A 19,130-nucleotide genomic window follows, 5' to 3' on the forward strand; every position below is an offset into this window, starting at 1 on the left:
CCCTCCCCTTCGCAGGGGAGGGAGCAGATCGGTATTCTTACTCATCTCTGTGAGAAAACTGAGAGAGTGACATCAGACCACCGCACTTCTCGGCGCAAACACATACCCGATATCGTTCTTGATCATCGCGGCGACCAGTTCAAATCCGCCATTCGGTCTGGCCTGCGCAAACTCCAGTTCGCTGGTAAACACCGGACTGACCCAAAACAGATTCACCGGATCCCCGTAAATTTTTGGCAGACGCATTTTGTCTGCCGGACCGCATAATGCGGAGGAAATCACGTGTCCTTCAAAGCCGAGCGGTGCCATCGGCGACATCAGCGTGTGGCCTTCACCCAACCAGCTGAGAGTCGTCCAGGGAATCTGTGCATAACCGGATAACGCGCTGGCCATCTGCACGGCATTTTCTTCCGTCACATATTCTTTGCCGACCGAAAAGGCGAGTTCGATGCGACGATGCTTTTCTGCTTCATCGTTGAAAACAATATCAATTTGCGGCATCGGACGGATACTCATGCCGACCGTGAAGAAGTAATAGTTCTCTTCATCTTCATGCTGAGAAATCGCCATCGGCGGCCAGTTGCCCTGATTGATCAGATAATATTTCAGTGATGAGCCAAAGCGATCTTCGTAGGATTCCAGCAGCTTGCGCTGGATTTTCGGCCACGGATTGCTGAATTCATTTTGCCAGTCACGCCAGAACAGGCGGGTCTTTTCTGCCAGTTCACATTGCGTGTTGGTCGAGGCAGAACCCAGCGGGAAGGTCAGCGGATTCTGTTTAATGCAGCCGGCGGAATAACACACCGAATGGTCGATATACAAACTCCAGCCGGGGATCACCGCCAGCAATAATCCCTGATACCACAACGCCGCGCCGTCATCGCTTTCATTCCAGAGGATCTGAATTTGTGCAGGCTCCAGCGGCGCTTCGCCCTCCAGATTGCGGCAGTATTGCGCCGCCAGCATCGGGGCAATCCCCTGCTCCATTGCCTCTGTGTCATCGTTCAGCGGTGCGGGCACCAGATTACGTACCCAGCAGGCGCGCATTTTCGGAAAGCGGTCGCGCAAATCTTCGCGGGCGAAAATATAAAAATACACCACGCGGTTATCCTGCTCGACCAGCGCGGTCAGGGTTTGTTTGTCGTTACTGACTTCAGCAACAATGTCGGACTGGCGCATATGACCTCAACAATATCAGGAAGCTTATTATTCCCTGTGATGGTCAGTGTAGAACGGATAAGCCAGGCCGATAACGGGCAATATTCCCAAAAATCCCCGATAAATCATTAAAACAGGTGCTTTTTTGTCAAAATATCAACATCAGCGGCAATACATCCGAAACAGCTGCGCCAGATGCGCGGCCATCGGCGTCAGCGTGGTATCACGTCGCTGAATGAGATAGAACGTGGCTTTCGGTAGCGGCAGATCAAGATCCAGCGCGACCAGACTCTGGCCGATCACCGGATCGTTAATGACATCGACGGACAACACGCTGAGAAAATCGGTCTTGGCGATCAGGCTGGTGCAGGACATAAAAGTTTCGCAAATCACGCTGATATTCGGCTCGGCATCCATTTCGCTGAACACTTCGCTGAGCAGTTTGTAATAGCTGCCGCGTGGCGTCGGCATCGTCCAGTCGCAATGCAAAAGCTCCTGCATCGAACGGGCATGCTGCATCGGATGACCACGCCTTGCCACCACGCGATACTCTTTATCCATAAGCTTTTCATATAACAGTTCGTTATCAAAGGGTCCCTGATAATAGGTATTCACGGTGAAATCCAGCTCGCCCTGACGCAGCTCCGGGATCATCGATACCAGTTGTCCCTCGGCAATCCGCACCTTCACATGGGGGAATTCACGGTGAAAACGGTCAATGACTTCCGGCATGATGGTGCGGGCAATACTGGCACCGACGCCGATATTGACCCTGCCGCTGGTCCCGCCGAGGCGCTGAGCGATGTCTTCCTGCGCCACCCGCAGCTCTTCCAGAATCAGGCTTGCGCGCTTAAAAAACGCGTCACCACAATCAGTTAGCGTCACGCCCTGACGGCGACGGACAAATAACCTCGCCCCCAGATTTTCTTCCAGTTCTTTAATTGATTTGGTCAGCGCGGGCTGTGAAAGATTCTGCATCCGGCTGGCGGCACGAATACTGCCCTGACGTGCGACCGAAACAAACGCCCGTAACTGATGCATTTTTATTTGTGATGGCATGAGATTCTTTGATAACCCCTGATTATCACTAAGAAGATTTTGGCATCTTATATGCCCTGAACGCTTTATGTACATTGAAAATCATATCAGGCCACCTTTCGCCGCTTTCTGCGTGCGGGTCTGCACTTCCCGAAGCTTTGATTTCCTCCTTTCTGCCGCTGTGCGGAAAGCCTGCATGTCTGTGTAAAAAGAGAGTCCGTGATGGTTAATGAGATTTCTGAACGTGTAGAAAAGCTGTTCCCTTCCCTGCAAAAGCAACGTCGTGATCTGCATAAATACGCCGAATCCGGCTGGCTAGAATTTCGTACCTCCACGCTGGTGGCCGATCGTCTGGAAAAACTGGGCTATTCACTGCAACTCGGCAAAGAAGTTATCGACGCGGATTCGCGTATGGGGCTGCCTTCCGCAGCCGTGCTGGCCGAACAGGAGCAGCGCGCACTGGAACAAGGCGCGATTGCCCGCTGGATGCCGCATTTCTCCGGCGGTTTCACCGGGATTGTCGCCACGCTGGAAACCGGTCGCCCCGGCCCGGTAATGGGTTTTCGGGTGGATATGGACGCGCTGGATTTAAACGAAGTACAGGAAGACCAGCATCGCCCGTTCCGCGACGGGTTTGCTTCGGCCAATAACGGCATGATGCATGCCTGTGGTCACGACGGTCACACCACCATTGGCCTCGGGCTGGCAGACGTGCTGATGCAGGTGCGCGACCAGCTCTGCGGCACCATCAAGCTGATTTTCCAGCCTGCCGAGGAAGGCACGCGCGGCGCGAAATCCATGGTTGAAGCGGGCGTGGTGGACGACGTGCAATATTTCACCGCCGTGCATATCGGCACCGGCGTACCGGCTAATCACATCGTGTGCGGTAACGATACTTTTATGGCAACGACCAAGCTCGACGTGCACTTCACCGGCGTGGCCTCACATGCGGGCGGTAAGCCGGAGGATGGCCGCAATGCCCTGCTGGCGGCGGCGCAGGCAACACTGGGTTTGCATGCGATCCCGCGTCACAGCGGCGGTGATTCACGCATTAATGTCGGCGTTTTACAGGCTGGTACCGGGCGCAATGTGGTGCCTTCCAGCGCCACGATGAAAGTAGAAACGCGTGGCACCACCAATGAGGTGAACGAATTTATTTATCAGCAGGCGCTGAAAGTGATTTCCGGCGCAGCCGAAATGCATCAGGTGAAATTCGACATCAAACTGATGGGCGCGGCGCAAAGCAGCACGCCGACGCCCGCCTGGGTGAATTACATCCACCGTCAGGCGGAAAAACTCGGCGAGTTTGAGCAGATTATCGACCGTCAGGAAGGCGCAGCGGGTTCGGAAGATGCCACCTATATGATGGAGCGCGTAAAAGCCCGCGGTGGCGAAGCCTCTTATGTCATTTTCGGCACTGATCTGAGCGCGGGTCATCACAATGAACTGTTTGATTTCGATGAAAAAGTGATGTCTCAGGGCATTAAAACCCTGGCGGCACTGGCGCTGAATATCGCTGAATTCAAAGGGGAACGCTGATGACGTCGCACGTGCCACATCAACAGAACGTCGTGAATTTCATCAATGATTTCATCGATAACCAGCAACCCGCGCTGGCAGAAATCAGCGATGCCATCTGGGATCATCCTGAAACCCGCTTTGTCGAATCCTTCTCTTCTGCATTACTGGCCGACAAACTCGACGCCAGCGGATTTGCCGTTGAGCGCGGCGTGGGTGGCATGGAAACGGCGTTTATCGCCAGCTTCGGCAGCGGAAAACCAGTGATTGCCCTGCTCGGCGAATTCGACGCGCTGGCCGGTTTAAGCCAGAAAGCCGGTTGCGATGTAGCGCAGCCACTGGTGGAAAACGGCAACGGCCACGGTTGCGGCCATAATCTGCTGGGAACGGCGGCACTCGGCGGCGCGCTGGCAGTGAAAGCCTGGATGGAACGTGAAAACATTCAGGGCACGGTGCGTTTTTACGGCTGCCCGGGTGAAGAAGGTGGCTCCGGCAAAACCTTTATGGCCCGCGAAGGATTGTTCGATGACGTCGATGCCGCACTGACCTGGCATCCGGAAACCTACAGCGGCATGTTCAGCAACCAGACGCTGGCCAATATTCAGGCGTCGTTCAGCTTTAAAGGCGTGTCCTCACACGCCGCCGCCGCGCCACATCTGGGTCGCAGCGCGCTGGATGCCCTGACGCTGATGAATACCGGCGCGAACTTCCTGCGCGAACACATCATTCAGGAAGCGCGCCTGCATTACGCGATCACCAACGCGGGCGGGATTTCGCCCAACGTGGTGCAGGCAGACGCCGAAGTGCTGTATCTGGTACGCGCGCCGCAAATGGATCAGGCGCAGGCGATTTTCGACCGCGTAGTGGATATTGCCAAAGGCGCAGCGCTGATGACCGGCACACAGATGTCGATGCGCTTTGACAAGGCCTGTTCCAACTACGTGCCCAACCGCACGCTGGAAAGCGCGATGTATCAGTACGTCCAGGCTTTCGGCACACCGCATTACACCGCCGAAGAGCGGGCGTTTGCGGCGTCGATTCATGCCACGCTGACGGAACAGGATATTGATAATAATCTGCTGAATATCTCCCGTACCAGCGGCGCGGAAGGCGTGGAATTCGCCGAAACCTTGCGCCATTCCCCGCTGACAGACTCCGTTGCTCCGTATGCCCCGAACGGCAATATCCTCTACGGCTCAACGGACGTCGGTGATGTGAGCTGGCTGGTGCCGACGGCGCAGTGTTTCAGCCCGTGTTTTGCGGTCGGTTCGCCGCTGCATACCTGGCAGATTGTGTCGCAGGGGCGGACCTCCATCGCCCATAAAGGCATGTGTCTGGCAGCGAAAATCATGTCATCGACCGCGATAGACCTGTTCACCCGGCCGGATTTACTGACGGCCTGTCAGAAAGAGCGCGATGCACAACGTGCACGACGCCCGTATCAGTGCCCGATCCCGGCAGGCGTAAAACCTTCGCCATTGAAATAAATCACGGGTGTCAGTTAATGATGTAAACCGCTCATTCGCGTCCCGTTCCGGCACGGATGAGCGGCATAAATATAAAAAAAGACAAACACGACAGAGGGTTAACAGATGAGTATTCAGGCGCAAGATTCCGGCCAGAGTCCGGGGGGATTTCTTCAGTGGGTTGAACGTGTGGGGAATAAAATTCCCAACCCGTTTTTGTTATTTGTTTACCTGATCGCCGTGCTGATGGTCGCCAGTGCGGTGATTTCATGGCTGAATATTACGGCAGTAAACCCAACCAACGGTGAGGTAATCCATGTAAAAAACCTGCTGAGCGTGGAAGGTATTCAGTGGATTTTGCCGAACGTCATTAAAAATTTCAGCGGATTTACCCCGCTCGGCTCGATTCTGGCGCTGGTGATTGGTGCCGGACTGGCGGAGCGCGTCGGGCTGCTGCAAAGCCTGATGTACAAAATGGCGTCCAAAGTAAACGCCCGTTACGCCAGCTATATGGTGATTTTTATCGCCTTCTTCAGCCACATTTCGTCGGATGCCGCACTGGTGGTGATGCCGCCGCTGGGCGCACTGATTTTCCTCGCAGTCGGACGTCATCCCGTGGCTGGTTTACTGGCGGCTATCGCCGGTGTTGGCTGCGGTTTCACGGCTAACCTGCTGATTGTGACCACCGATGTGTTGTTATCCGGTCTGAGTACCGAGGCGGCAAAGGCGATTAATCCGGCGGTTCAGGTCAGTGTGATCGACAACTGGTACTTTATGGCAGCCTCGGTGATTTTGCTGACCATCGTGGGTGCCATTCTGACCGATAAATTCGTTGAACCGCGCCTGCCGGTGTATCACGGCGAGCGTAACGAAGAGATGAAAAAGCTGACGCCGGAACAGAACCGCGGCCTGATGGCGAGCGGCATTGCGGCGCTGGTGTTTATCGCCCTGGTGGCGTTGCTGGTGGTGCCGGAAGCCGCGCCGCTGCGCAATCCGAAAACCGGCGGCATCATCCCTTCGCCATTTATTCAGGGCATCGTACCGCTGATTATTCTGTTCTTTTTCGTGATTTCAGTGCCTTACGGCATGGTGACGAAGCAGATCCGCAGCGCCAGTGACGTGCCGGATTTGCTGGTGGATCCGATGAAATCCATGGCGGGTTTTATTGTGATGGTGTTCCCGCTGTCCCAGTTTGTGGCGTTTTTCAACTGGAGTAATATGGGGAAATTCATGGCGATCGGGCTGACGGATGTGCTGGAAAACTTAGGCATGACCGGCATCCCGGCGTTTCTCGGCCTGATTTTCCTGTCGGCATTGCTGTGTATGTTTATCGCCAGCGGCTCGGCAATCTGGTCGATTCTGGCACCGATATTTGTGCCGATGTTTATGCTGCTCGGTTTCCATCCGGCGTTCGCGCAAATCGTGTTCCGCGTCGCGGATTCTTCGGTGATCCCGCTTGCGCCGATGTCGCCGTTTGTGCCGCTGTTCCTCGGGTTCCTGCAGCGCTACAACAAAGAAGCGAAACTCGGCACCTATTATTCGCTGGTGCTGCCGTATCCGATTGTGTTTTTCGTGGTGTGGCTGCTGATGCTGGTGGGCTGGTATCTGCTGGGTCTGCCCATCGGTCCGGGCGTTTATCCGCATCTTTAACGGTCAGTGCAGACGCCCCATACGGCGCATGGCCCGGTGCCATGAGCCGTTTCTCACCGCCCAGCGCAATACCCCTGCAATGCAACGGGTGGCGAAACGAATCCTCCGGCGCTTCGGCGGGGAAAGGGAAATCCCCAGTTGGATTGCTGCCCACTCAGGCAATAATTCAATGCCAGCCTGAATCATCAGGCTGCCCACCGGCCTGGCCAGACGGCTCGGCGCGGGTGCATTCTGCAATAATCTTACCACTTCAAGCGTCCGTTCATCGCAGCGCAACTGCGGGCGCATCGCCTGCAGATAGGCTTCTACCGCATCGACACTCTCCGGCACATTTGCCGCCCCCAGGCTTTTCGCCACACGGGAAAACTCCTGATAATAGCGGTTCTGATCGCTCAGGCTGAGCGCAGGATTGCGATAACGCAGATGCGATTGCAGGAAGCTGTACGCTTCGGCTACGTGCACCCAGACCAGTAAATCCGGATCGCTGGCCGCATAAGGCGTGCCGTAAGCATCGGTACCGGTCACCCGCAAATGAATGGATTTTACTTTTTCGATTAACGCGTTGGCGTCATTAACAGGCGCAAAAGTCGTCCCGGAAATGAACTGACTGGTGCGACGAAGTCGCCCGAGCATATCTTCACGAAATGAGGAATGATCCCAGACACCGGCAAGCGCCAGCGGATGAAGCATTTGCAGCAATAAGGCACTGACGCCGCCACAAAGCATGGATGAGAAGTCTCCGTGAATTCGCCAGGTGATGCTTTGCGGACCAAACAGTCCCGGGTCACCCGGCGGATTCTCAAAGTCTATACCGCCTAACGCCAGGCCCGAAAGACTCAGCACCTGACGTTCTATTCTCTTTCTTAACAATTATCTTAACTCAGTGATTAATGTGCGGCTTTGCTGACAACCGTGGCTTTGGTCAGCTCCGGCCACAGGTTCATGACCACGTCAATCAGCCGGTTGAGTTCATCAGAACTTGCGCCGTCACGGGCCTGTACGGAGAAGCCCTGAATGGTGCAGGCCAGGTATTTCGCCAGCAGCGCGCTGTCAGTTACCGCAGTCAAATCACCGCTCTGTTTTTTCTTCTCGAAATATTCAAACAGAGTGCGTTCCTGCGAAAGGTGGCGCGCACGCAGCATTTCGGCAATATCCGCAGAAGATGAAGACATCCCGGATGATGCGCTGATCATAAAGCAGCCACTTGGCGTGTCGCAGTCGGTAAACAGCTCAACGATGGCACGCAGATAGCGCCCAACCGTATCCTCAACGGACAAATCTGTTCTGCTCAGTAAACATGAGCTCTTTTCGTAAAAGTTTTTCAGATAATGTTCAACGGCTGCGCGGAAAAGCCCTTCTTTGTTACCAAATTCGGCATACAAAGTTGGCGCTTTTGCACCGGTTGCTTCGACCAAATCGGCTAATGAAGTGGCCTCGTAACCATGGCGCCAGAATAAATTCAAGGCCTTGCTCAGAGCAGTTCCACGATCGAACTGTTTTGGGCGACCGCGACTTTTCCGGACCAAAGCCGTCTGTTCAGTGCTCATACACCCTCCTTCCATCACCATTGTGATTATGGTTATTAAAATAGTTATAGAAATAACTTAACGATCATTATTAAAAATAGTTGCGCACAAGTCCAGCGGAGTTTATCATTTAATTATCGAGCGATAAGAAAATCACTCAAACCCGCAAAGCTGCACAACTAAAACGCTTTTATAAGCCTTTTGCAGACAACACATTCAGGACGTAACATCATGAGTAACTTTAAAATCCTTCTTGCAGTTCTGGCATTAACCGCTGTACCGGTTGCCAATGTTGCCGCACAGCAGGTTATCATGATGCCTTTGCAGAGTCAGGAAGTGCGGATGGTCAATGTGACCGGTGACAGTAACTTCTGTAACCCGGCCACCTGTACGAACAAAAAAATCGAACAGGGCCGTATTCCTACTTCTCCCACTCAACCACCTGCGCCTTCAACCTCTGGTCATCAGCCCGCTTCTGTTTATTACTAATGACCACGGAGCCTGATGACAGACCGTCAGGGCAGGAATCACGATAAGGCGGCTTATGTCGCCTTATCTTTTTCCTGGCCGCCCCATGTTTTATCACCCTCGCTGGCCAGAACCAACCATTAACTTAGCGATCATTAAAGATTCATTCAGCAAAATTATGCATAAAGGATTTTCAATTCTTATCGCGAATCATTTTAAAAACATTCATTTAACAAAATGAAAACAAAAACCGCGTTTAGCGTGACATTCATCACAGCACGATTAGTTAACGTTCATTAAAAAAACATCTTGCACAAACTCTCAACACTCCCTATCATTTACTTATCGAACGTTAACTAATAACTAACGTTGACCCGAAACTGAGGTTCCTGAATAAGGCACCCCGAATAAAAAATTGACGAACAGGAATTAACATCATGAAAACTATCGCAATGACAATCGCAGCACTCACACTTGCTACCGCTTCTTTCTCTACCCTGGCGGCGACTGAGGTTCAGTCTGTACCTGCGGGTGAACAAACTATCGGTACTGTCAGCGCCTCTTCAAACGGTGACCTGAGCACACTGCAGTCAAAACTGAACGCGAAAGCCACTGAAGCCGGTGCAAGCTCATACCGCATCATCGGTGCTTCTGGTGAAAACCATCTGTACGGTACTGCTGAGCTGTATAAATAAGGCCTGAAGATTTCGTTAGCAGATTGTTCCGCACAATAAGTTAACGATTAATAAATAAATGAGTTGCACAGAATGTGATCCAGGTCTAACATTTACTTATCAACTGTTAAGAAATAACAGTCGGACCTAATAATCACCTGCTGATAAACAGATAAAAAGGAAGACCATCATGAAAAATATCACTATGACTTTAGCTGCAATTGCGCTTGCTACCGCCTCATTCTCTACCCTGGCAGCGACTGAAGTTCAGTCTGCACCAGAAGGTCAACAAGCAATTGGTGTGGTAAGTGCTTCTTCAAGCAATGATTTATCAAGCCTGCAGAACAAACTGAATGCAAAAGCCAACGAAGCGGGTGCAAGCTCATACCGTATCATCGGCGCTTCAGGTGAAAACCATCTGTACGGTACTGCTGAGCTGTATAAATAAGCACAAGAATAAGCAATTTAAGGGTACAACAGCATTTAGTTAACGATTAATAAGCTAGATGTTGTATCGGACAGAAGACAGCTTTGCACATTAAATGAACGTTGATGACAACGCCTGGCAAAGCTCAAAAATACGAAATGAGGAAAATAACATGAAAAACGTAACAATGACTCTTGCTGCAATCGCACTGGCTACCGCTTCATTCTCGACTCTGGCAGCGACTGAAGTTCAGTCCGCACCGGCAGGTCAGCAGGCAATTGGTGTGGTCAGCGCAACATCAGGTAACAGCCTGAGCAGCCTGCAGGACAAACTGAATGCTAAAGCCAGCGAAGCCGGTGCAAGCTCTTACCGTATCATCGGTGCTTCAGGTGATAACCATCTGTATGGCACAGCTGAACTGTATAAATAAGCTGAAGTAAGCAGTAAAAAAGCAGTAAGCAGAAGAGGCGGCATTTGCCGCCTTTTTCGTGTCTGTGTTTTATGAAAAATTTCTCTGAATGCTCCCTGCCCGCCTGACCTTGTGCTACATTTTTCTCTTCTATTTCCTTAAGGCCCTCTTTCCCAATGTAACGAACTCTCATCACTGACAGTTTTTCTTCTCCCTGTTGCCTGCGGGCAATTCGGGGTTTCTGTTATTTCTGATGAGAATCTCTTTCATGAATTCGTTATTAATTGCGCTCATACGCGCACTGCGCAGCCATCGCTGGCTGCGGCTGCTGGGCTTTGCCTTTATTTTATCATCTCTGGGTAATGGCCTGACACAGGTGGTGGTTTTTGGTCAACTGCTGCGCTGGAACGCCTCCCCTGCTACGCTGACTTTCGCTTATATGCTGGCAACATTGCCCGGCTTTATCGGAAGTCTGTGGGGCGAACGCTTGTGCAGAAAAATGTCGCCGCTGCAGATTTTGATCCTGACCGAAATTCTCGGCATGGTGGCATTGATATTTCCGCTGTACGGCTTGCTGTCACACAATATTTCCGCGTTGCTGGCTGTTCAGTCTGCCGAGGCGTTGCTCAGCGGGATGAGTTATCCGGCGCTCACGTTGTTATTCAAACGCGGGCTGAGTGTTGATGAGTTACCGGCAGCGACGGCAATGGAAACGCTGATCTTCGCGGCGCAGGTCATGCTCGGCACCGGCGCAGGGGTTTTGTTGTTCAATGTTGTTTCGCCACTCAGCATTCTGCTGCTTGATGCCCTGAGTTTTGCCGCATCTGCCATTTTGCTTCTGATCACCCGGAAAATATTTCAGGCCAGATGCGCCGACACAACGCCCGCTGATTCCGCCGTACCCGCGTCACTGCGCTGGAAAAATTACTCACCGCTACAGAAACGAAGCGTCTTGCTGCTACCGGCGCTCGCCGCCGTCGGTTCACCCGCGATGGCATTATTGCCCGCACTGGCGCAACAAATCCGCCCTGAAGAAGCCACAGGTCTGGCGCTCCCTTTGTTGTTCTCCCGTAGCCTGGGACAACTTTGCGGGCCGTTATTGCTCAATGCCGACAAACTCCGCCGTTACAGCGCCAGCAACGGACGGTTATTGCTATGCCTGATGTTGTTTCTGGGCGGATATTTTCTGCTTTCTCCCCTCTCCACCTGGCCGGTGGCCAGTCTGATGCTGATTTTCGGTGCTCATCTGGCCTCGAATGTGGTGTTTACATTAGGGACTTTCGGCGTGCTGCAAAATTTTGCGGGCAGGCAGGTCACCACAGCCAGCGCTCTGGCCTGGCGCGGACAAGTTATGGTGAGCGCTTTTGCCACCGGCGCCGCCGGTTTACTGGCTGATAGCATCGGGGCAACCGGCGCGCTTTATAGTGTGTCAATCGCCAGCCTGACCGGGGTTGTTATCTTACTCTGGCACTACAGAGCGTAATCAGAAAACGACAAAGGCAGGGATTTCTCTCTGCCTTTTAACCCCATGGGAGTGCTTTTCTTCGGCATATCTCGCAAGAATTCTCCTTACTTATCTCGTCAGACGTTGGCTGTCGTATAAAGACGTTGGCGTGAGGCATATTTAGGTATAAAATTTTATACACAAGGAAAGTGATGGTGATTAAAGATATCGACTGGCGTGGAAGTTCGTTGAAGGATTTACGTGATTTCCCCACAGACGCCAGAAAAAGAGCAGGCTATGAACTTGAACAAATTCAGCATGGGCTTCCCCCAACACAATGGAAGTCAGTCAGCGACTGGGGAGCTGGCGTGGTTGAAATCAAACTTGATGTGTTTGCCGGTACTTTTCGGGTTATCTATCTCGCTAAATTCGACGAGGCCATTTACATCCTGCACTGCTTTGCGAAAAAGAAGCAGCAAACCAGCCCGAAAGATATTTCCATTATAAAAAGCCGCTATGCCCAAATTGTCCGGGAGCGCCACAGGAGAGAAAATGAAAAAGGATGTTATTGATGTCGCATCACGACATATCACACCAGCAGGCGGAAATGTTTTCGCCGATTTGGGATTCAGCGCTGTCGAAGCACAGGCTTTACATGCCGATTCACAGCGTAAAATTGCCCATACTCTGGCGCTCAAAGAACAACTGATGACTGAAATTGGCCTCTGGATCGCCCATCAGAATTTACTTCAGAGCGATGCTGCAAAAATTTTGCAAGTTTCCCGCCCGCGCGTTTCTGACGTAGTGAACAAAAAGACGGATAAATTTACGCTCGATGCCCTGATTCTGATGCTGAGTCTGGCCGGAAAACAGGTAAAGCTGGTGGTTGAATAATCAGCAAAGAAAACGACAAAGGCAGGGATTTCTCCCTGCCTTTTCATCTCAATGCAAAATTTGAATAATCAGTTGGCAGAACTCTTCAGTTGGTTATCCTGCTGATGTTGCTCGAGCGCCAGCTCAATCAGGCGGGTGATCAGCTCACTGTAACTTAACCCGCTGGCTGCCCAGAGTTTCGGATACATACTGATGTTGGTGAAGCCCGGCAATGTATTGATTTCATTGATGACGACATCGCCCTGTTCTGTCAGGAAAACGTCCACACGCGCCATGCCGCGACATTCCAGCACCTGAAATGCCTGCAAGGCAATGGCGCGGATACGGTCGTGGGTCTCACGGGGTAAATCAGCCGGAACCGCAATGGAAGCACCGGATTCGTTGATGTATTTGGTATCGTAGGAATAAAACTCGTCGTGCAGGATCACTTCGCCACACACACTGGCCTGCGGGTGATCGTTACCCAACACAGCGCATTCAATTTCACGACCTTTAATGGCCGATTCCACCAGCACTTTGTGGTCGAAGCTGAAGGCTTTATCCAGCGCACGCTGATAGCCATCTTCATCACTGACTTTACTGACGCCCACCGATGAGCCCTGATTCGCCGGTTTGATAAAAAGCGGCAGACCGAGTTGTTGCGAAACACTGGCAAAGGTATTTTTCTGACGGTTCGCACGTGTCAGGCACACAAACGGGGCAACAGCCAGACCGGCATCGCGCAGCAAACGCTTGGTGACATCTTTATCCATGCTCACGGCGGAACCCAGCACGCCGGACCCCACGAAGGCAATATTTGCCATGCGCAGCAGCCCCTGCAAGGAACCGTCTTCCCCCAGCGTTCCGTGCACTATCGGGAAGATCACATCCACTTGCGACAACGCGCTGGCGCTGTGAGTCTCAATTAACTGATTCTCAGTCTGACCGGGGATCAGTGCAACCTGGTTATTCGAGCGGTTCAGGGCAATCAGCGACGGATTTTCAGCATTGATCAGGTAGTTACTGGCATCATTAATATGCCATTCCCCTTTCTTATCAATGCCCAGCAATGTCACATCAAAGCGTTGTTTATCAATCGCATCCACAATGTTTTTTGCCGACTGCAGTGACACTTCATGCTCTGCCGATTTACCACCGAAAATAATACCAACCCGTAATTTACTCACCTGCTGCTCCTTGTCGCCAGCCTCAGCGGACGGCGAACGTTTCTATAAACAACCACGACTAATCAACAACAAACAGTTTCGCGCCAATTGGTGTGGATGAACGGTGTGCTTCAGCATTGTCCGCCACCTGATAACTCATGCCCGGCGATAAGGTGAAATTCCGTCCGTCCTCAAGACGCGTATGAAGCTCCCCCTCCAGGCAGAACAAAACATGGCCTTTACTGCACCAGTGATCAGCCTCATAGCCAGGTGAATATTCAACGATACGCACACGGATATCGCCAAATTTTTGCGTACGCCACAGCGCCATGCCGGTATCACCCGGATGCTGCGTCGGCGTGACATCACTCCAGTCAGTCGTGCAAAACGGAATCGCATCAAGCTTCATGAGTTTCTCAATGTCGGGAAAAGGAAGGAAAGCCAGCATAAAAGTGAGCGGTAAATTTATCAATCGCTTGCTGAAAACAATTCATTAACAGCCGCTCGCAAAGTTGCGTAAAGCCGATTGTTCTTAGAGACAGGCTGCAGCGCACGTATGGCAGGGCCAGGGGAGAATGCGGGCAGCACACGCCATACCGTTGTGTTGCATGAGATGTCTGTGGGACAGCGGTCACGTTTTTTCGACTATGCTTAATGTTCTGTTGAGAACGCAGAAAGGCGCACGCACCTCAATTCCAACGTGCCGTTGTTTTCGACGACACGCCACAAAACAAGGAGCAACATATGCCATATCAAACGATAAATCCGTTCAACAATAAGCTCATCAAAGAATATCAAACACATAACGATCAGCAGGTTGAAGAGGCACTCTCTGCCGCCCATGCTTTATACAAATCTGACTGGGGTCAGGGCGATATTAAGCAACGCGTTAACGTGCTGCATAAATTGTCAGAACTGATGGCTTCCCGTGTCGATGAACTGGCGGAAGTGGTCAGTGTAGAAATGGGGAAACTCATCGGCCAGAGCCGTGGCGAAGTGCAGATTTGCGCGGATATTGCGAAATTCTATGCCGAAAACGCCGAGGAATTTCTCAAACCTGTGCCGTATAAATCCGATCTCGGCGAAGCCTGGGTCGAGCATCATCCGATTGGGGTGATCATGGCCGTCGAGCCCTGGAATTTCCCGTTCTACCAGTTAATGCGCGTACTGGCACCGAATCTTGCCTCAGGTAACAGCGTGGTCGTCAAACACGCCAGTATCGTTCCCCATTGTGCGGAAACCTTTGAGAAACTGGTTACCGAAGCGGGTGCCCCAAAGGGCGCTTATACCAACCTGTTTATTTCTCAGGATCAGGTCAGTGCCATCATTGATGATGACCGCGTTCAGGGTGTCGCGCTGACCGGTTCGGAGAAAGCCGGTGCGGTCGTGGCTTCACGGGCGGCATCTAAGCTGAAGAAATCGACGCTGGAACTCGGCGGGAATGACGTGTTTGCCGTACTCGATGATGCGGATATCGATAAAGCTGCCAAAGCCGGTGCGCAGGCCCGTGTCTCTAATGCCGGACAGGTGTGTACGGCGGCCAAGCGCTTCATTATTCATGAAAAAGTCGCCGATGAATTCCTTAAAAAATTCACCGAACACTTCAAGGCACTGAAGATCGGCGATCCGCTGGATAAATCCACCACACTGGGACCGTTGTCCTCTGCCGAAGCGGTAAAAACGCTGAGCAAACAAGTGGATGATGCCGTGAAACACGGGGCGAAACTGCACTTTGGCGGTAAAAAGGTGGCAGACAATCCGGGCAACTTCTTTGAGCCAACGATTCTGACGCACATTACCCGCGATAATCCGGCCTATTTCGAAGAGTTCTTTGGCCCGGTCGCACAGGTGTACGTGGTGAAAAATGATGAGGAACTGGTGAAACTTGCCAACGACTCACATTACGGCCTTGGCGGTTCGCTGTTTACCACCGATCTGACCCGCGCCCGTAAGCTGGCGAGCCAGATTGAAACCGGTATGGTATACGTCAATTCACCGACGGATACCGCTGCTGAACTGCCTTTCGGTGGTGTGAAACGCTCGGGCTTCGGCCGCGAACTCTCTGATCTCGGTATCAAAGAATTTGTGAACCAGAAACTGGTGGTGCTGGCCGCGAAGTCCTGATGCTTCTTCTCCCCCTGCGGAGGGGGATTTTTTCCTCTCTCCGCACTTTTCCTTTCTCCCTCATTTACCAAGCCTTGACCCACGACAAAGCGCGCTCAAGCACCGCCTCTCTATAATCAGACCCGTTTGTCTTCCCACTGGTAAATCACATGGCTTATGAACTCAATCTGGACTGGCCGGAATTTTTAGAAAAATACTGGCAAAAAAAACCTGTTGTTATCAAAAAAGCGTTCTCAAATTTTGTTGATCCAATCTCTCCAGACGAATTAGCCGGTCTGGCGATGGAGCCGGAAGTGGACAGCCGTCTGGTGAGCCATAAAGATGGTGAATGGCAGGCAAGTAACGGTCCTTTTGAAGATTTCGACGGGCTGGGTGAAACCGGCTGGTCACTGCTGGCACAGGCCGTAAACCACTGGCATTTGCCTGCGGCAGAACTGGTGAAACCTTTTCGCGTATTGCCGGACTGGCGTTTAGACGACCTGATGATTTCGTATTCCGTGCCCGGCGGCGGTGTCGGCCCGCACATCGATCAGTATGACGTGTTTATCATCCAGGGCATGGGCAGCCGCCGCTGGCGCGTGGGCGATGCTCTGCCGATGCGTCAGTTCTGCCCGCACCCGGCGTTACTGCATGTGGATCCGTTCACGCCAATCATTGATGAAGATCTTGAACCCGGCGACATTCTGTATATTCCGCCGGGCTTCCCGCACGACGGCTTTACCCATGAAACCGCTCTCAATTATTCCGTCGGTTTCCGTGGCCCTAACAGCCGCGATTTCATCAGCAGTTTTGCTGACTACGCGCTGGAAAACGATCTGGGCGGCAGCCATTACAGCGATCCGGATCTCACGCTGCGCGACCACGTCGGTAAAGTAGAAGATTACGAGCTGGAACGTGTGCGCCAGATGATGGTTGAGCTGATCAGCCAGCCGGAAGATTTCAAACAATGGTTTGGCCGTTTCGCCACTACGCCGCGCCATGAACTGGATATCGCGCCAGCCGAACCGCCATACGAATCACATGAAATTGCCGATGCACTGATGCAGGGCGAAAGCCTGGTGCGCCTGAGCGGTCTGCGGGTTCTCAACGTCGGCGAACGTTTCTTTGTTAACAGCGAGCCGCTGGAAACATCGCAACATGCCGCTGCCGATGCGCTGTGCCGCTATACGCTGATCAGTAAAACAGAGCTGGGTGCTGCGTTGCAGGATCCTGAATTTGTCGCTCTGTTAACGGATCTGGTGAATCAGGGTTACTGGTATTTCGACGAGTAAACTCCCGGCGATTCAATAACAGCAAAGGCGGCATCCATCCCGGATGCCGCCTTCTTTTATTCTGTTTCGACCGTTAACATTTACGAGCGATAAAGCTCCACCGGCGGCTTCATTTTCCGTTCTTCCGGTGCGAATAAACTAATCTCTTCGCCCAGGATATATTTGGCGCGCAGCATCGCGGAAATCTTGTCCATAATCATCACGATAGCCACTAAAATCAATGTGATAAACATCACTACATCCCAGTTCCACAGACGCATATTTTCCGCATACACCAGACCGATCCCGCCCGCGCCAACAAAACCAAGAACAGCGGCTGAACGGGTATTGGATTCAATCTGATACAGCGACAACGCAAGGAATGTCGGGAAGGATTGAGTGAAAATCCCGAAGCGGTGCGTTTGTAGCGGGGAAGCCCCCAGCGCCCGCAGGCCGCGGCTCGGCGAACGATCTACCGCCTCATGCCCTTCCGCATAAAGCTTGCCCAGCAAGCCTAAATCCTGCATCACGATCGCCAGCACACCGGCCAGCGGCCCCATGCCGACAGCACGAACGAAAATCAGCCCCCAGATCGCCATATCCAGCCCGCGTAAAACATCCAGAAGACGGCGGATGACCATGGAAACGGGTCTGAGAACCGGCGTCGACATCACATTACGCGCCGCAAGGAATGAAAGAGGCAATGCGAGGAAAGACGCGGTGATGGTTCCGGAAAACACAATCGCCAGCGTGATAGCTATTTGCGAAAAATAATACATAAACGGCCATTCGGAAACGTTATGCCAGACAAACATCCGCAGGAAATAACGTCCTACTTCGCGGGTGCCGCGCACCACTTCGCTCCATGGAATACCGAAATAACTGAAGAAATAGACGTAGTACAGCGTAATCACGACAGCCAGTATCGCGAGGTAGCGCAGATAGCGGCGCTGCGCGGCAAACAGATGCCCGTGCTTCTGCTTCAGGCTGCTGACCACATGAGGTTCGAGCGCATCAGTTAACATCAGAAAGTGCCCTCCACAACGCGTTTGCGCAATTTACCGGAAAGAAAATCCATCGCCGACACCACCAGAATAATCAGCAGTAAGGTCATGCTGACCTGGTCATATCGGTCCAGTTTGATTGAGGTCATCAGTTCCTGCCCGATACCACCGGCCCCGACCAGCCCGAGGATAGTCGACTGGCGGAAGTTAATTTCGAGGCGCATAAAGCTGTAGGATAAGAAGATCGGTTTCACCTGCGGCCACATGGCGAAACGCATGCGCTGCAAACGCCCCGCGCCGCAGGCTCTGAGTCCGCGCACCGGTTTATCCGATGCGGTTTCAATGGATTCGTAGAACAATTTGGTCAGACTGCCGGCAGTGTGTAACGTCAGGGCGATAAAGCCCGGAATGGCACCGACGCCAAACGCCATCACACACATTACCGCCCAGGCCAGTTCCGGCATGGTGCGCAGGAAAGCGACAAAGGTACGGATGCTGAATTTCACCCATTTAGGCGAATCCGTATTGCTGGCGGCGAGAAAAGCCAGCACGACTGCCAGCGCCGTCGACAATATCGTTGAGGACAACGCCAGCTGAATAGTTTCCCAAATCAGCGGCAGCTGAATATTGAGACGATATCCCCAATACGCCAGTGAACCTTCGGTATGACCGTCAGCAAATAACAATGACCAGTGTAATACCGGCACCGTCTGACCAATATAATCAAAGAAGCTCGGCGCGGAGACAATAATCGTTTTTAAATTAAGTTCGGAAACATTGCCTGACCACAGATATAACAACAACATCAGCCCTGACCAGATCAGCGCTTCCCGCTTTTGTTTACCGCGTATCTGCTGGTAATAACGATTGAAGTCTTTGTTCAAAATAATATTTCCGATTTGCGATAATCATTATTCCTCCCCCTGCGAAGGGGG

Annotated in this window: 20 protein-coding genes; 12 read left to right on the forward strand and 8 right to left on the reverse strand. The window is 52.3% G+C overall.

Features of this window, described 5'->3' with window-relative positions; all coding sequences use genetic code 11:
• Positions 1–72: 72 nt before the first annotated feature.
• Both GW591_RS10055 and GW591_RS10060 read right to left on the reverse strand, forming a co-directional pair.
• A complete protein-coding gene (locus tag GW591_RS10055) occupies positions 73–1,179 on the reverse strand; it encodes a suppressor of fused domain protein (RefSeq protein ID WP_013576341.1) in 1,107 nt (368 codons plus the stop codon).
• A gap of 141 nt (positions 1,180–1,320) precedes the next feature.
• A complete protein-coding gene (locus GW591_RS10060) occupies positions 1,321–2,217 on the reverse strand; it encodes a LysR family transcriptional regulator (protein ID WP_013576342.1) in 897 nt (298 codons plus the stop codon).
• A gap of 201 nt (positions 2,218–2,418) precedes the next feature.
• Here GW591_RS10060 and GW591_RS10065 point away from each other — a divergent pair, with 201 nt between their 5' ends.
• From GW591_RS10065 to abgT, 3 genes are all read left to right on the forward strand, one after another.
• Positions 2,419–3,735 (forward strand): M20 family metallo-hydrolase, encoded by a 1,317-nt coding sequence (locus GW591_RS10065; RefSeq protein WP_112198553.1) that lies wholly within the window; start codon positions 2,419–2,421, stop codon positions 3,733–3,735.
• Positions 3,735–5,201 carry a M20 family metallopeptidase gene (locus tag GW591_RS10070; protein WP_112198554.1) on the forward strand — a complete coding sequence of 489 codons (1,467 nt, stop codon included), beginning with the start codon at positions 3,735–3,737 and terminating at the stop codon, positions 5,199–5,201. The genes GW591_RS10065 and GW591_RS10070 overlap by 1 nt, the downstream gene beginning before the upstream one ends.
• Before the next feature lie 105 nt (positions 5,202–5,306).
• A complete protein-coding gene (gene abgT, locus GW591_RS10075) occupies positions 5,307–6,830 on the forward strand; it encodes a p-aminobenzoyl-glutamate transporter (protein WP_013576345.1) in 1,524 nt (507 codons plus the stop codon).
• 3 nt (positions 6,831–6,833) lie between these two features.
• Here abgT and GW591_RS10080 read toward each other — a convergent pair whose 3' ends face one another.
• Together GW591_RS10080 and GW591_RS10085 are read right to left on the reverse strand one after the other, a co-directional pair.
• Positions 6,834–7,700 carry an oxygenase MpaB family protein gene (locus GW591_RS10080; RefSeq protein WP_166860528.1) on the reverse strand — a complete coding sequence of 289 codons (867 nt, stop codon included), beginning with the start codon at positions 7,698–7,700 and terminating at the stop codon, positions 6,834–6,836.
• 17 nt (positions 7,701–7,717) lie between these two features.
• The gene (locus GW591_RS10085; protein ID WP_013576347.1) at positions 7,718–8,377 is read right to left on the reverse strand and encodes a TetR/AcrR family transcriptional regulator; all 660 of its coding nucleotides are present in this window, start codon (positions 8,375–8,377) and stop codon (positions 7,718–7,720) included.
• Between the two features lie 210 nt (positions 8,378–8,587).
• Between GW591_RS10085 and GW591_RS10090 the strand changes: the two genes are divergently transcribed.
• The 7 genes from GW591_RS10090 (at position 8,588) to GW591_RS10120 (ending at position 12,672) form a co-directional block, all read left to right on the forward strand.
• Positions 8,588–8,845, forward strand: a complete 258-nt coding sequence (locus GW591_RS10090) for a hypothetical protein (protein WP_013576348.1) — start codon at positions 8,588–8,590, stop codon at positions 8,843–8,845.
• 416 nt (positions 8,846–9,261) lie between these two features.
• On the forward strand, positions 9,262–9,519 hold the full coding sequence (gene bhsA / locus GW591_RS10095; protein ID WP_013576349.1) for a multiple stress resistance protein BhsA: 258 nt from the start codon (positions 9,262–9,264) through the stop codon (positions 9,517–9,519).
• A 169-nt stretch (positions 9,520–9,688) separates the two neighbouring features.
• On the forward strand, positions 9,689–9,946 hold the full coding sequence (gene bhsA / locus GW591_RS10100; protein ID WP_013576350.1) for a multiple stress resistance protein BhsA: 258 nt from the start codon (positions 9,689–9,691) through the stop codon (positions 9,944–9,946).
• A gap of 151 nt (positions 9,947–10,097) precedes the next feature.
• Positions 10,098–10,355: a multiple stress resistance protein BhsA gene (bhsA, locus tag GW591_RS10105; protein WP_013576351.1), complete on the forward strand. Its 258-nt coding sequence runs from the start codon at positions 10,098–10,100 to the stop codon at positions 10,353–10,355.
• Positions 10,356–10,602: 247 nt separating this feature from the next.
• On the forward strand, positions 10,603–11,817 hold the full coding sequence (locus tag GW591_RS10110; protein ID WP_013576352.1) for an MFS transporter: 1,215 nt from the start codon (positions 10,603–10,605) through the stop codon (positions 11,815–11,817).
• Between the two features lie 173 nt (positions 11,818–11,990).
• Positions 11,991–12,350 (forward strand): type II toxin-antitoxin system RelE/ParE family toxin, encoded by a 360-nt coding sequence (locus tag GW591_RS10115; RefSeq protein WP_013576353.1) that lies wholly within the window; start codon positions 11,991–11,993, stop codon positions 12,348–12,350.
• Positions 12,331–12,672, forward strand: a complete 342-nt coding sequence (locus GW591_RS10120; protein ID WP_013576354.1) for a helix-turn-helix domain-containing protein — start codon at positions 12,331–12,333, stop codon at positions 12,670–12,672. Before GW591_RS10115 ends, GW591_RS10120 begins: the two co-directional genes overlap by 20 nt.
• Positions 12,673–12,740: 68 nt before the next feature.
• Here GW591_RS10120 and ddlA read toward each other — a convergent pair whose 3' ends face one another.
• Together ddlA and GW591_RS10130 are read right to left on the reverse strand one after the other, a co-directional pair.
• The gene (ddlA, locus tag GW591_RS10125) at positions 12,741–13,838 is read right to left on the reverse strand and encodes a D-alanine--D-alanine ligase (protein WP_013576355.1); all 1,098 of its coding nucleotides are present in this window, start codon (positions 13,836–13,838) and stop codon (positions 12,741–12,743) included.
• 58 nt (positions 13,839–13,896) lie between these two features.
• Positions 13,897–14,226 carry a DHCW motif cupin fold protein gene (locus GW591_RS10130; protein WP_013576356.1) on the reverse strand — a complete coding sequence of 110 codons (330 nt, stop codon included), beginning with the start codon at positions 14,224–14,226 and terminating at the stop codon, positions 13,897–13,899.
• A gap of 335 nt (positions 14,227–14,561) precedes the next feature.
• On the opposite strand from GW591_RS10130, the gene GW591_RS10135 reads away from it, so the two are divergent.
• Both GW591_RS10135 and GW591_RS10140 read left to right on the forward strand, forming a co-directional pair.
• Entirely contained in the window at positions 14,562–15,941 is a 1,380-nt protein-coding gene (locus GW591_RS10135) for an NAD-dependent succinate-semialdehyde dehydrogenase (RefSeq protein WP_013576357.1), read from the forward strand.
• Between the two features lie 149 nt (positions 15,942–16,090).
• A complete protein-coding gene (locus GW591_RS10140) occupies positions 16,091–17,212 on the forward strand; it encodes a ribosomal protein uL16 3-hydroxylase (protein ID WP_015690219.1) in 1,122 nt (373 codons plus the stop codon).
• An 80-nt stretch (positions 17,213–17,292) separates the two neighbouring features.
• Here the strand turns inward: GW591_RS10140 and phnE (GW591_RS10145) are convergent, their stop codons facing one another.
• Both phnE (GW591_RS10145) and phnE (GW591_RS10150) read right to left on the reverse strand, forming a co-directional pair.
• Positions 17,293–18,216, reverse strand: coding sequence for a phosphonate ABC transporter, permease protein PhnE (gene phnE, locus GW591_RS10145; RefSeq protein ID WP_013576359.1), 924 nt, complete (start codon positions 18,214–18,216; stop codon positions 17,293–17,295).
• Positions 18,216–19,079 carry a phosphonate ABC transporter, permease protein PhnE gene (gene phnE, locus GW591_RS10150; RefSeq protein WP_013576360.1) on the reverse strand — a complete coding sequence of 288 codons (864 nt, stop codon included), beginning with the start codon at positions 19,077–19,079 and terminating at the stop codon, positions 18,216–18,218. Before phnE (GW591_RS10150) ends, phnE (GW591_RS10145) begins: the two co-directional genes overlap by 1 nt.
• Between the last annotated feature and the right edge of the window lie 51 nt (positions 19,080–19,130).

Source organism: Rahnella aceris (assembly GCF_011684115.1).
Lineage (GTDB): Bacteria > Pseudomonadota > Gammaproteobacteria > Enterobacterales > Enterobacteriaceae > Rahnella > Rahnella aceris.

Bases quoted from the DNA above. Each gene is read 5' to 3' on its own strand.
- GW591_RS10055 (WP_013576341.1), bottom strand. From the start codon at position 1,179: ATGCGCCAGTCCGACATTGTTGCTGAAGTCAGTAACGACAAACAAACC.
- GW591_RS10060 (WP_013576342.1), bottom strand. From the start codon at position 2,217: ATGCCATCACAAATAAAAATGCATCAGTTACGGGCGTTTGTTTCGGTC.
- GW591_RS10065 (WP_112198553.1), top strand. From the start codon at position 2,419: ATGGTTAATGAGATTTCTGAACGTGTAGAAAAGCTGTTCCCTTCCCTG.
- GW591_RS10070 (WP_112198554.1), top strand. From the start codon at position 3,735: ATGACGTCGCACGTGCCACATCAACAGAACGTCGTGAATTTCATCAAT.
- abgT (WP_013576345.1), top strand. From the start codon at position 5,307: ATGAGTATTCAGGCGCAAGATTCCGGCCAGAGTCCGGGGGGATTTCTT.
- GW591_RS10085 (WP_013576347.1), bottom strand. From the start codon at position 8,377: ATGAGCACTGAACAGACGGCTTTGGTCCGGAAAAGTCGCGGTCGCCCA.
- GW591_RS10090 (WP_013576348.1), top strand. From the start codon at position 8,588: ATGAGTAACTTTAAAATCCTTCTTGCAGTTCTGGCATTAACCGCTGTA.
- bhsA (WP_013576349.1), top strand. From the start codon at position 9,262: ATGAAAACTATCGCAATGACAATCGCAGCACTCACACTTGCTACCGCT.
- bhsA (WP_013576350.1), top strand. From the start codon at position 9,689: ATGAAAAATATCACTATGACTTTAGCTGCAATTGCGCTTGCTACCGCC.
- bhsA (WP_013576351.1), top strand. From the start codon at position 10,098: ATGAAAAACGTAACAATGACTCTTGCTGCAATCGCACTGGCTACCGCT.
- GW591_RS10110 (WP_013576352.1), top strand. From the start codon at position 10,603: ATGAATTCGTTATTAATTGCGCTCATACGCGCACTGCGCAGCCATCGC.
- GW591_RS10115 (WP_013576353.1), top strand. From the start codon at position 11,991: ATGGTGATTAAAGATATCGACTGGCGTGGAAGTTCGTTGAAGGATTTA.
- GW591_RS10120 (WP_013576354.1), top strand. From the start codon at position 12,331: ATGAAAAAGGATGTTATTGATGTCGCATCACGACATATCACACCAGCA.
- GW591_RS10130 (WP_013576356.1), bottom strand. From the start codon at position 14,226: ATGAAGCTTGATGCGATTCCGTTTTGCACGACTGACTGGAGTGATGTC.
- GW591_RS10135 (WP_013576357.1), top strand. From the start codon at position 14,562: ATGCCATATCAAACGATAAATCCGTTCAACAATAAGCTCATCAAAGAA.
- GW591_RS10140 (WP_015690219.1), top strand. From the start codon at position 16,091: ATGGCTTATGAACTCAATCTGGACTGGCCGGAATTTTTAGAAAAATAC.
- phnE (WP_013576359.1), bottom strand. From the start codon at position 18,216: ATGTTAACTGATGCGCTCGAACCTCATGTGGTCAGCAGCCTGAAGCAG.